This is a genomic window from Chamaesiphon polymorphus CCALA 037 (genome assembly GCF_003003845.1).
In the GTDB taxonomy this organism is placed as follows: Bacteria; Cyanobacteriota; Cyanobacteriia; order Cyanobacteriales; family Chamaesiphonaceae; genus Chamaesiphon; species Chamaesiphon polymorphus.
The window spans coordinates 1-11788 of record NZ_PVWO01000149.1 but is presented as its reverse complement, the minus strand read 5'-3'; the positions used below and the strand labels follow the sequence as shown (position 1 = coordinate 11788).

11 protein-coding genes and 1 pseudogene are annotated in these 11788 nt (G+C 44.7%); 3 read left to right on the top strand and 9 right to left on the bottom strand.

What is annotated here, in order from left to right; genetic code table 11:
- From C7B77_RS13195 to C7B77_RS13175, 5 genes are all read right to left on the bottom strand, one after another.
- Nucleotides 1-436, bottom strand: a 436-nt coding sequence (locus C7B77_RS13195) for a chemotaxis protein CheW (RefSeq protein ID WP_106305300.1), incomplete at its 3' end; no start/stop codon positions are given.
- A 208-nt stretch (nt 437-644) separates the two neighbouring features.
- Complete coding sequence (locus tag C7B77_RS13190; protein ID WP_106305297.1) at nt 645-1022, bottom strand: response regulator; 378 nt, start codon at nt 1020-1022, stop codon at nt 645-647.
- A 41-nt stretch (nt 1023-1063) separates the two neighbouring features.
- Nucleotides 1064-2245, bottom strand: a complete 1182-nt coding sequence (locus C7B77_RS13185; protein ID WP_106305294.1) for a response regulator — start codon at nt 2243-2245, stop codon at nt 1064-1066.
- Between the two features lie 185 nt (nt 2246-2430).
- The gene (locus tag C7B77_RS13180) at nt 2431-3051 is read right to left on the bottom strand and encodes a hypothetical protein (RefSeq protein WP_146138308.1); all 621 of its coding nucleotides are present in this window, start codon (nt 3049-3051) and stop codon (nt 2431-2433) included.
- Between the two features lie 72 nt (nt 3052-3123).
- On the bottom strand, nt 3124-4110 hold the full coding sequence (locus tag C7B77_RS13175) for a hypothetical protein (protein ID WP_106305288.1): 987 nt from the start codon (nt 4108-4110) through the stop codon (nt 3124-3126).
- Nucleotides 4111-4859: 749 nt separating this feature from the next.
- Here C7B77_RS13175 and C7B77_RS29985 point away from each other — a divergent pair.
- Nucleotides 4860-5027 (top strand): hypothetical protein, encoded by a 168-nt coding sequence (locus C7B77_RS29985; RefSeq protein ID WP_181243855.1) that lies wholly within the window; start codon nt 4860-4862, stop codon nt 5025-5027.
- Between the two features lie 28 nt (nt 5028-5055).
- Nucleotides 5056-6357, top strand: coding sequence for a bifunctional folylpolyglutamate synthase/dihydrofolate synthase (locus C7B77_RS13170; RefSeq protein WP_106305285.1), 1302 nt, complete (start codon nt 5056-5058; stop codon nt 6355-6357).
- Nucleotides 6358-6622: 265 nt separating this feature from the next.
- Here the strand turns inward: C7B77_RS13170 and C7B77_RS13165 are convergent, their stop codons facing one another.
- From C7B77_RS13165 to C7B77_RS13155, 3 genes are all read right to left on the bottom strand, one after another.
- On the bottom strand, nt 6623-7183 hold the full coding sequence (locus C7B77_RS13165; RefSeq protein WP_106305282.1) for a Uma2 family endonuclease: 561 nt from the start codon (nt 7181-7183) through the stop codon (nt 6623-6625).
- Nucleotides 7184-7257: 74 nt separating this feature from the next.
- A complete protein-coding gene (locus C7B77_RS13160) occupies nt 7258-8391 on the bottom strand; it encodes a sensor histidine kinase (protein ID WP_106305279.1) in 1134 nt (377 codons plus the stop codon).
- Nucleotides 8388-9236, bottom strand: a complete 849-nt coding sequence (locus tag C7B77_RS13155; RefSeq protein WP_245894179.1) for an alpha/beta fold hydrolase — start codon at nt 9234-9236, stop codon at nt 8388-8390. Before C7B77_RS13155 ends, C7B77_RS13160 begins: the two co-directional genes overlap by 4 nt.
- Nucleotides 9237-9502: 266 nt before the next feature.
- On the opposite strand from C7B77_RS13155, the gene C7B77_RS13145 reads away from it, so the two are divergent.
- A complete protein-coding gene (locus C7B77_RS13145) occupies nt 9503-10039 on the top strand; it encodes a photosystem I reaction center subunit XI (protein ID WP_106305273.1) in 537 nt (178 codons plus the stop codon).
- Between the two features lie 262 nt (nt 10040-10301).
- Here C7B77_RS13145 and C7B77_RS13140 read toward each other — a convergent pair.
- Nucleotides 10302-11783 (bottom strand): annotated as a pseudogene (locus C7B77_RS13140) (carotenoid oxygenase family protein).
- Nucleotides 11784-11788 lie beyond the last annotated feature (5 nt).

Here is an 11788-nt window from a genome sequence, read left to right as displayed (position 1 = left end):
GCCATAAATCGGTCGGAATTAAGTCTGGGCGCATCAACAGCATCCCACTGGCAGTGGTTGCGGTGGTAAATATTTCTGGGGGTAAATCTTGGCGGGGAGTGTTCCCGATCGCTCGATCGACTACTAAGCCAATATTGGCGATCGTGCCAGCAGCTTGATTGAGTTTGATAACGATCGATCTTTCGCGGACGCCAAATTGTTCGACTTTTAATAACCGCGCGGCAGAAATCAGCGGTACGATCTGGCCGTCATGATGGACGATACCCATCAACAGCGGATCGTAGAATGGTAGCTCCAGAATTTGAGATCGATCGATTCGCAAAATTTCGGCCACCCAAACAGCCGGAAATACCAGCGTAAACTTTTCGACAGCAGTCAAGATAAATCGATCTGCTAGTAATGTTTGAGTCGCAATTGGTGTCTGGATCGCATTCATTTAAGGGGAGATGGGTAGATGAGTGGATGAGTGGATGAGTGGATGAGTGGGAGACGGGGAGACGGGGAGGGTTGGAACGCAGTTCCATAACCTACAGCCTAAAACCTTCTTGCCTACCCTCTACACTCTACCTAAAACCTAAAACCTAAAACCTAAAGCCTAAAACCTAAAACCTAAAGCCTAAAGCCTAAAACCTAAAACCTAAAACCTATTTAGCCGAGACTTTAGCGGGAATTTTAGCCAAGATCGGCTCGACGGTTTCCCGGCTGACGGGTTTGGGCAGATAGTCATTGGCACCAGCGCGTTGGATGCCGTAGTTCATTTCTAGCGGTGTTTTTTTGCTAGAACAGAAGACCACATATCGATCCGCTGTTTTGGGGTTGAGACGCATTGCGCGCAAGAATTTATAACCATCTTGTTCTGGCATGACTACATCCAAAAACACGGCATCGTATGTACCTGTCTCGATCGTGTTCATCGCATTGCTAGTGCCATCACAACGGTCTACACTATGTCCTAATGTCTCCAAAATCGAAGTCAAAGCGAGGGTATCTACAGAGCTGTCATCAATAATTAAAAATTTCATGTCTTTTGTGTTTAGGTACTTAGTTCTGGAAATGTTGGCGATTAGTTAGCTACTGAGTCAGGCGTGCCGACTAGCCTAATGAGTAATTCTTCAAGTCGAGCTTGAAAATCACTCACATCTGTTGGTGAGAGCGGTTTCGTCAAAAAGTCGCACCCACTCCATTGCGCTCGCCAGCGGTTGGAGAGCTTTTGTTCTCCTGTCAAAATTACCAGCGGAATCGCTGACAATTGCGGCTGCTTGCGGATTTGCTTGACTAGTTCAAATCCAGAAATTCCGGGCATATTGATATCGATGAAAATTGCCGCTGGCTCAACTTCCACAATTTTTGTCAGAGCTGTCTGCGATTCTTGGCAGACGACGACTGGATAACCCAGTCCCCCCACCCAATGCTGGAACTGTGACAAAATCAGTGGCGAGTCATCGACAACCACGATCGGTCTGGGTGTATTGTTTTTTGGGGGTTGGAAGCTGACTAGTCCTACTCTGACAAATTTGGCAAACATCTCAGCGATTTCGAGTGTATCTTTGGCCATTTCCTCGGCGATCGAATTCAGCGTTTGCTGCGATTTGACGAGATTTTCAATTCGTTCTTGCTGTCCGGCTGGTAAATTGGCTTTGGCTAATGCCGCTCGATTCAGGCTCGGAATTAAGTTAATCGAAGGCACTTGCTGCTGGATTTGTTCCCATTGCAATTGTCGTTGTTTGGCCTCATCCAGCAAAATCATCGGGCTAAATCCCTCTACTGGCAATTGCTGTGCCAAGTCTGGTTCGGGGATAAAGTTAGCTGTCCCACTACCCATGAGCAAGTAAATATCTAAATCGTTCAAAACTTTCAGTTTCAAAGCTTTGGTCAATTGGGCATCGTTGACGATCCCGATTTTTTTCATCTGCGCTAACAATTGAGCTGGAGTCCATTCTTCCTGCTCGGCGGTAATCTTGAGTTGCTCGAATCTAGAACCCACTAGCTCGCTGCGAGTGTACACCGCATATCTATAAATGACTCTCATCAGGCTTTGTACCGACCACAAGCGGTTACCTGCATACAAAATTTGACCGTTAGCCGTAGCTAAGTTCCAATGCAATACTTGCTCTCGATCTGCCAACCTGTCAAATTGATGCTCCCAGTAACCAATTTTGCCATTCTGCAATTGTTCTGACAGTTTTTGTGACAGTTCTCTTGCGGCAAAAGAAAACCGATCTGTTGTGGCAATAAGTCGATTCATATTTCTAGTACTAACCTGTCCATGTGTATAGATTACCCAGCGAACTCACCGATGTTGCATTTTGGCAGAAAAAAATTTGCGGCGAGCTGAGAAGCACTACAACGATGATAATGGGGCCAAAACTCGCAAAAAAAGACTGACAACAGATGTTGTCAGTCTTCGCGATCTCGCATTCCCCCGATCCCCTAACCCCAAAGTTGAGACCATCGCGGTCGAGTCAATAATATTAAGACAGTAATATTTAACATAAATAAGTACAGCGGAAACAAAAGAAACGATAAAGTAAAACTCTCGATCGCCAATAAGTTTAGGACACTGGCACTAAAAGCCATTACCCAAAATAAGAGATCTTCGGAATCTGGTTCGTAATAGATCTTTTTGATAGTTGGGATTGCGCCCAATATATCCATCGCAATATTCATCGCTAGTGCTACTAATGGCGAACCAGAACGCCACCACAATAATAAACTCAAGCCCGCACCAGCCAGACAGATCCGATCCAATCTTTGCCACCGACCTTTACTGTATTTAAAAGCATAACAAGTGATAATCAGTTGGCTGATAACTTGAGCGATTGGCAACCACAGTGTATTTGTCGCTCCGATCGCATAGTAGCTGCCCACTAAAATAAACCCGATCGTCGTCCAAATCCCCCAGGTAACTCGATTTGGTCGAGTATCCCCCCGCCGAATGGACAGAATGTAGGGAATATTTCCCAACAGCAAGATTAGCCCTGCTGCCATACCTAAAATTGCGTGCCAATTCAAGATCGATCTTCCTTTGTTGATGTAATGTTTCGATCGCATAATATCCCCAACTCCTGTTAGAAGTTGGGGATATTATTGACTAATGTCAGATTCAGTAGAGTCGATCGACGTCTAAACTAACGCTAGCTCTTTAACAGCTTGTGCTGCAACAAAAGCTTGAGTTTCTGCATCAACTCGTGCGAACATATCCTGTTCCAAGTTCATAAATTGCTCGAAACCTTCTAATGCCCACTGCATGATTTGCTCTTTAGATTCAGGGCGATAATTTGCCACCATATTCAACGCATCGACAACACACTCAAAGTGGCAAGCTTCAACGCCAGCAGCACCTTTATGGCTGGCATGAACTAACACATAACCCCAAGGATGATAGCGGTGTCCGCAGAGTTCGGCTGCTGGGGTTTTGCGTAAAAAGGCATCAAAACCAACATCTTTGTTGTCATAACGCACGACTTTATCGACTAATTCATACTCGATATCGCCAAACAATTCAGACGCGGCATGAAATCCCATGCTCCGAATCAAGGACACGGCATCGCCAGGAACGCCAGAGTAGCCTTCCATAATGCCATTGCAAATATCAGTCAGCCATGCAGGTACTGCGGCAAATTGATTGCGCTCGGCAACTGAGAGTTCGGCGTAGTCACCCATCGTCCTCAACAACAGTTGAGCGAGTGTCCGGTGTGGCGCACCATCATTGGTACCTTCATCAGAAGCGGCGATCATCACTTTAGCAGCGAGGTTAAATCCGCGATCTGCTTCTTCGATCGTCTCAACAGTCGGATCGCTGAACAGATAACGAGACATAGCGATCGAACTTGCCAACCGCGAAATTACCGCCGAAGTATAAGCGTTGAAGTGAGTATAACGCTGGAAGAACATGTACAGTCCAGTGGGATTTTGGATGGCACGATTGAAGTACTGCTCGATCTTGTCTCCAGCTTCAGCTACGGCAAAACACTCGCGAAAGAACTCTCCAGAAAATGGTTTGACACCATTTTGGACTGCTGCGTTAGCTTTAACAATTGCTTGTGCTAAGGTTGCACTTTTAGCAGTCTCGATTGGGCTTGGTGTATTTTCAGTTTGAAAAATTTGCATACAATAATAAATCCTATTTATGGGAATTGGTTTGCTTTTTCGGGTGTTTGCTTTTAGCTGAGGCTACTATCGATATAATGCCAAGCTATGCTAGCGAGATATCAAAAAATCAATGCACGTCCAAAAAATACTTACCTACTTTGTCTTAAAAAAATAGAGTGAGTTTTAAAAATGCAACTTTTTAATAATCTTTTTATACTTTCCCATAGATATTTTTCTATGTCAACCATGTTTGTAGATTCACTTTTGTCAAAATATATACACCTCTAAAAGCTGATAATGCAAAATAAAGACAAAAAAATTAGAAAAGCTCGCTTTTTAACGAGCTACAATACCTGTCAGAGCTTAAGTCTGACGTTATTGGTTTTTATTTTTAATTTAAAAATTGATAGTTAATATCAAAAATTAATTATTAATTATTGAGCAAAATGAATTATATATCAATTGAAAAATAGTAATATTTCCAAGCTTATACCTGAATATTTTAGGTGCTGGTAGAAACTGTAAATTCATATATTTGCTTGCCCTAATATATATATGCAAACAAAGTTTAATTTATTGCATCTAGTGTTTGCTTTTATTCTTTTACATTTATATTTTGCAATCTTACGATAATATAAATTAATAGTCAACCGCAATGTACTGTAGTCTTTAATACAGATATTTAAAAACGAAGCATTTTATCGTGTAAAAGAACACTTTTTTTAAAAGATTCAGTATTTTCTCGTATAGAGGAATACTTGCTACTGTTGAATTCTTATGTGTTGATGAGATCGCCGATCGAGACATTTTTGCAATCGCAGCGGCAAACCGATCTCGATATTCTAGCGGGTAGCGGCGATCGATCGATCCGATCGTGCCGCATCCGATTTATGCCACCATCCCTTGAATTAGGGATCGGAGAAGGTATAAATTAAAATTTCGCTCTATTTAGTAAATGCCTAAGTGACAGATCCAACTTCTGCTATCGATACGCTGCTCGCACCATTTCATCAATTTGGGGTGAATTTAGGACTGAGCCGCATCCAAACATTGCTCGCCGCACTCGGTTCGCCACATCACTCCGTGCCAATAATTCACGTCGCTGGTACCAACGGCAAAGGTTCTGTCTGTGCTTATTTATCGAGTATCCTTACTGCCGCAGGGTATAGAGTCGGTCGGTATACATCGCCACATTTGGTAGACTGGAACGAGCGCATTTGTATCGACGATCGACCGATCGATACCAAAATCGCCCTAGAAATTCTCGATCGCGTTATTCAAGCGATCGATCCCAACTTACCTACGCCAACTCAGTTTGAAATTGTCACTGCGGCAATGTGGCTGTACTTTGCCGATTCGCAAGTAGATATCGCGGTAATAGAAGTTGGTTTGGGTGGGAGACTAGATGCGACTAATGTCTGCGACGAGCCACTGGCGACGGTGATTACCTCGATCTCGATCGATCACTGGCAACAACTCGGCGACACGATCGCCAAAATTGCCGCCGAAAAAGCAGGTATCCTCAAACCCAATTGCTGGGCAATTATTGGCACGCTGCCACCCGATGCTGTAGCCGTTGTTACCGATCGAATCGCCCAGCTCGATTGCCCCGTAAAGTGGGTTAAACCTGCCGTTAAAGTGCCGACAGTGAGGTTTAGCTCTGAAACGCCATCGGCAGCAAAATCGCTACCCTGGTATGAATTTGCTGGAATTGAGTATCCCCTGACTTTGTTAGGTGAAATGCAATTGACTAATTCGGCAATTGCGATCGCGACAATTGATGTTTTACGGCGATTGGGATGGGGCATTAGCGACGAGGCAATTATCGCAGGAATGACAAATACACGGTGGTTGGGACGGATGCAATGGACGACTTGGCAAGGGGATAAATTATTAATCGATGGTGCCCACAATCCAGCCGCAGCAGTAGCTTTGCGTCAATATATCGATACCTTAAATACCCCGATTAGTTGGGCAATAGGCATGTTATCGACCAAAGCACATCGAGAAATTTTTCAAGCCTTACTCCGCCCTGGCGATCGATTATATCTAGTTCCCATCCCCGACCATAGTTCCGCAGATCTAAACCTGCTAGCCGATTTAGCACGCTCCGTCTGCCCAGAAATTGGATCGATCGACATTTATCCCGATCTTGTTGCTGGATTAACCGCCGCGATATCGAGTAGCAATACCCATCAACCTGTGCTATGCGGTTCTCTGTATCTGTTAGGGTACTTTTTGAAATTGAATCGATCGACCCTGTAATTAAGAAATACCTGGAGACGAGAAGTCTCGGCTTGTAATGCAAAGTCCGCCTTCTCTACGAGACGCTACGCGAACGCGGACTAGTATTTTATGGAGTAAATATAGGTAGGGGTAATTCATGAATTACCCCTACCTATATTTACGTCAGACGGGAGGTGGAAACGATCGCTTATTTTCCGCAATATACTAGTATAAAATTCAGTCCGCCTACACGGACTTTGCATCACAATCGAGTGCGGTACCAGAACGAATCAAAAATCATTAATCAGCTAAAAACTTCGGCAATAGACTGTTCAAAATTAGGTAATAACGGACTCGTTAAAACATCACTACAAAACAATGTTCCGATGAGCGGTAAACCATTACTATCGCGACGAAACACCTCAATTTGTTGTCTTTTCCAATCGATAACCCAATATTCTTGAACACCTCGAATCGTATAAAGCTTGCGCTTGACTTCTCTATCTCTCCGTTCGTTGTCGCTACCAGCCGAAAGTACTTCTACCACTAGTTCTGGTGCGGCGACAAGATGCCCAGATTCATCCAAACTCCGTGCTAACCTGTCGTTACTAATCCACACCAAATCTGGAATCACATTATCATCATCGGGAAACACAATGCCTGGAGTCGTAACGACCTCACCCAATTTACTCTGGCTCGACCAAATCCCTAACGATTGAATCAACCTAGTAATAACTCTTTGATGTTTCCAGTGAGGTGCGCGAGTCACGAATAGTTCTCCATCGATGATTTCATAACGATTACCGTTATCGGGTAGTAGCTCTAGATCTGCGGATGTCCAGCGGGTGGATTGATAATACAACATCTAAATCATCTCCAGCAATTAATTCCATTTTGACATATATCGATCGCGACCCAGAATAGCTGCTAGCACATAGCTCAACGATCGATCGAGCGTAACGTAAAGTAAAAACTGCTACCTTCATCGATGTTACTCTCTACCCCGATCGTCCCAAGATGGTTTTGGACGATCCATTTGCAGGTAGCTAAACCGATGCCTGCTCCCTCTAGATCCTTACCATGCAACCGAAATAAAATATCGAAAACGTCTTGTTGATATTGGGCGGGAATGCCAACACCATTGTCTTTTACCCAAATCTTGCATTCTTTCTCATCAATTTGAGTTGCCTGAATGTCGATAATTAGCGATCGATCTGGCGATCGATATTTGATGGCATTACCAATCAGATTTTGAAAAAGCTGGACGAGCTGGATTTCGATTCCCATCACAGTTGGCAACCTGCCAATTTGCAAGGTGGCACCAGTCGTCGCCATCGACTCGCTAAATGTCTCGCTAGCGATCGTTACTACACGATTGAGATCGACCTCCTCAAGGGTGCCTTTGGCACCTAAACTCCCATATTCCAACAATTTATCTACGAAATAAATTGCCTGTTGTGAGGTGCTGTCTAATTTTTTTAACAGGTCTTTACCATCGTCATCTAATAAATCTTCGTAATCGTCACTTAGATATTCAGCCAGCCGATTGATATTCCGCAGCGGTGACTTGAGATCGTGTGCCACCATATTTGCAAACCGACCGAGCGAATCGTTGGACTTCTTTAGCTCGCGGACTGTGGCATCGGCTTTTTGCTGGGCGAGTACGAGTGCGTTTTCTAGCTGGTGCCGCTTGTGCGCGCGAATGATGATGACATCATATAATGTCGTCGAACCATCTAGTTGCGGCTGGTTTGTCCGATCGTCGTTAGACGACGCGCAAGCTTCGCGCTCGCTCCAGTAAAAGTTACCCAATACTGGAATGCGTTCGCCCGATCGCGTTAGCAGTTTGAAGTGACACTCTTCCACGTCTGCGCTGAACTTGAGTTGGGGGAAGATATATGACTGAAGAAAAATCTGTCCGGCTTTGGGGAGCAACGATTGGATCGATTGCCCTTCGATCGCGTGCTTGGGTGCGCCGATCCAGTTGGCTAGCGTACTATTGATGCGTTCGATGATACCTGTCTCAGAGAAGCGAATATAACCACAGGGCGCAAATTCTAAAATGTCACTCATATCTGCCTGGAGACAGTATTTGCCATGCTGGCACTAATGTAACTGCGAATGAATGCTGCTGTCTCGACTGGTTGGCTCAGATGAGGGCAATGTCCGGTAGCTGTTAACTTAATGTAACTCGATTTGGGGATATGGTGATGCAGGTATTCTCCCACTGGTTCGGGGACGAGGGCATCTTCACTACACTGCATTACCAAACAAGGTGTGACGATCTCTGGTAACAAGGAACGGCAATCTGCATAGAAAGTTGCTTTAGCAAATGCTTTGGCGGTAATTGGATCGGTAGAACAAAAGCTACTTTCGAGTTCTTGTGCTAGCTCTGGCGATGGGCAATAGTCAATCGCTAACGGTGCGAGAAAACTCGCCCAACCCATATAGTTTTTATCCATCAAATCGAGTAGTTCCTCGATATCCTCACGATCGAATCCACCCAGATAATCGGGGGGATAATTGAGGTAGCACGGCGACGGTGCCACCATAATTAGCTTACTAAATTTTTCAGGCTGACGGATCGAGGCGATCGCCCCCAACATAATACTGACGGAGTGCCCGACAAATACCACATCCTGGAGATCGAGTGCCGCAATTACTTCTAAAATATCCTGTGCGTAACCCTCTAAATTGCTATATCGATCGAGATCGAAAGCTGAGAGATCCGATCTCCCGCAACCTGACAAATCCATCAAAATTACTTTGAAGTCAACTTCAAATGTAGGAGCGACATACCGCCACATGCGCTGGTCGCAGCCCAAGCCATGAACGAACATCACTGCTCGATCGCCCTGTCCGGAAATGCAAACATTATTACGGCGAATAATCCGATCGAGTATTGAGGACTGATTCATAGAAACGCTTAAAATCGCTACCGCAGATTGCAGGTGGATATCTCTCTAATTATACCTTCTGGCTATATGTGATATCGAGCGGCGGCGTACACAATGAGTGCGATCTAGCACAAAAGCTCGATCCAAGCGATGGAGATCGACTGCGATCGGCTCTATCTTTCTTTGGGGATACTTTTAATTTTTTGCTATCTACCCTAAGCCAGACGATCTTTCGACTGTCATTGCTTAAGATCGAGTGCAAAGCTCAGACGTAGCGGTGTCCAACTATGACCACTTTTGTTGAAAAAATCGACCAGTCGAAGAATAATCCCCGCGATCCTCGCAATCAAGAGGTCGTCTTACCCGATTTCGATCCGCAGGGTAGTAATTTAGCAACGCCCATCAATAGTTCCAAACTTGCTAAAGCGATCGTTAACAACTTCTCAGCCTACCGTCAGGGTTTGTCGCCAATGCGAAGAGGCATCGAGGTAGGATTAGCTCATGGCTATTGGCAGCTCGGGCCATTTTTTAAGTTCAATCCATTACGCTACTCTGAGTTAGGCGCAGTCACCGCACTCTTATCAGATATCGGTCTAGTTGTGATTTCTGCTGCGGTAATTGTCATCTACGCCGCTACCAATCCACCACCCGCGATCGCGACGCTGACAGTTCCAAATCCCCCTGATACATTTGCTAGTACCAAAGGTTGGAATACTTATGCAACGGGTTTCTTAATTGGCGGAGTTGGCGGTGCTGTCATCGCATACCTTATCGTTGCTAATGTGGATGTCTTCCAAAACTCCTTACGTTTGATTGGCTTGTAGATAATTGATAATTGAGAATTGATAATTGATAATTACCTTTCCTGAAAACCATAGTCTTCTAGCAATGCTAGAAGACTATTTTTATTTACTAATCCACAAAATGTTATTTGGCGATAGAAAAACTGTACCAACTTCACTTCAACCTTCAAGCCTTGGAGTAGGAGCAACAAATGAAAGAATCAGAGGATCGTGGGCAAACTTTTACCGATCGAGAACAAGCACGATCTCGGTTCATTTACCCACTGTTTAACTAACAAGTATCCTATAGCGAATCGATAAAGATCTCATCCGTCCAACTACCGTGCAATCCATAAGGAATATGGTGAGTTAGATGTAAAGTTGCAACTGCTCCCTTGGTGAGATCTGCGGCGTCTAAAACGACCACAGCCGATCGATCGCGCGCGCCATCATAAATCATCGCAATCAGCCAGCCATCGTCCTCCTGGGTGCCACCAGGACGCGGTACGAAGACGGGTTCGTTGACATATCCCGTCGGTGCTGCCGTCCATAATTGCCGCTCGCCAGTTTCGCGATCTAATTTGAGGATGCTTTGGAGTGGCGCATTGCCATCGCAGGTTTGCGCGACACCCATATAGACATAACGATAGGGATAGCCGACATTAGCAGGATTGATGGTGGGAAATTCGCAGCAGCGAGGCTCGACTAGCGTACTCTTTACCTGACGATTTTGGAGATCCATTTAAAACCGCCATAATTGTCCTGGAGAGAGCAAACTAAAATTAGTATCGCGAAAATCTTTGCCCTCTTCAACTTCAGGAAAAGTAGCATAAGCGATCGAATCGATCGAGATCTTACCATCGTGCTCGAAGGCATTGGCATGATGGAAGACAAATCCCGATTTAGTTTCGAGAGTTTGGACTTTCTCGCCACTGTGAGGATTGCGAGGAATGATGATAATTTTGGTTGGTTTTTCGGGTTGGAATTTGACACATTCCCCCGCACCTTTTAAGCCAAATAAAAATGGGAAGGGATTGAAACCGACGGGGTTTTGGAAGAAGATACAATAGTTAGGCGTAATTGCAAAATCGTGAATGAATGCAAATCCAGGAATGGTATGAGAATGCTTTTTAACAACTTTACCATCGAGATCTAATTCGTAGATCGTAATTCCCGTCAGCAGTCCGGTGGTGTCGAATTTACCAGCCTTCAATCCAAAGTTGACCATGCGGTTTTGTTTGGGGTCAAATAATGGATGTGCGGCGAAAGGGTCACCTGGTTGGAGCGTATTATTTAGATACTCAATTCCGATCGTATTTAAAGTTTTGGGATCTAAACGATGGGGTTCGGCAGCTTCCCACAGCGCGAGTAATTTACCACCCCAGTAAACAACTTGAGTATTGGCAATATTTTTGAGACTGACATCAAAAGCATTACTCAACCAACCGCCAGCTTTTTGAGTACCAAAAACACCGCGATAGAGAAATTTTCCAGCAGCTTGTTCGGCAACGTAGGCTTCAGTTTGGACGAACCGATTGCGAAAGTGGGCTTTACCATCTTTAAATGTAATCCGACAAATCATTCCATCGCCATCGAATGGATGGCGAACTGCATCCTCATTAATATCGAATAATCCCGGCCCATTTCGGAATAATGTCCCCGTTAATTCGGGAGGGATTTGTCCGTCTATCTCGGTGATTTGATAGTCATATTCTTGAGTTTGCGATCGATACCCTTGTCTCCATTGTGTGAGGTCGTAGGGGAGTTCGGTAGATTTAGTTTGCATATATA

Excerpts from the sequence above, each read along its gene's own strand:
- C7B77_RS13190 (WP_106305297.1), bottom strand. The coding sequence starts at position 1,022 with ATGAAATTTTTAATTATTGATGACAGCTCTGTAGATACCCTCGCTTTG.
- C7B77_RS13185 (WP_106305294.1), bottom strand. The coding sequence starts at position 2,245 with ATGAATCGACTTATTGCCACAACAGATCGGTTTTCTTTTGCCGCAAGA.
- C7B77_RS13180 (WP_146138308.1), bottom strand. The coding sequence starts at position 3,051 with ATGCGATCGAAACATTACATCAACAAAGGAAGATCGATCTTGAATTGG.
- C7B77_RS13175 (WP_106305288.1), bottom strand. The coding sequence starts at position 4,110 with ATGCAAATTTTTCAAACTGAAAATACACCAAGCCCAATCGAGACTGCT.
- C7B77_RS13165 (WP_106305282.1), bottom strand. The coding sequence starts at position 7,183 with ATGTTGTATTATCAATCCACCCGCTGGACATCCGCAGATCTAGAGCTA.
- C7B77_RS13160 (WP_106305279.1), bottom strand. The coding sequence starts at position 8,391 with ATGAGTGACATTTTAGAATTTGCGCCCTGTGGTTATATTCGCTTCTCT.
- C7B77_RS13155 (WP_245894179.1), bottom strand. The coding sequence starts at position 9,236 with ATGAATCAGTCCTCAATACTCGATCGGATTATTCGCCGTAATAATGTT.
- C7B77_RS13145 (WP_106305273.1), top strand. The coding sequence starts at position 9,503 with ATGACCACTTTTGTTGAAAAAATCGACCAGTCGAAGAATAATCCCCGC.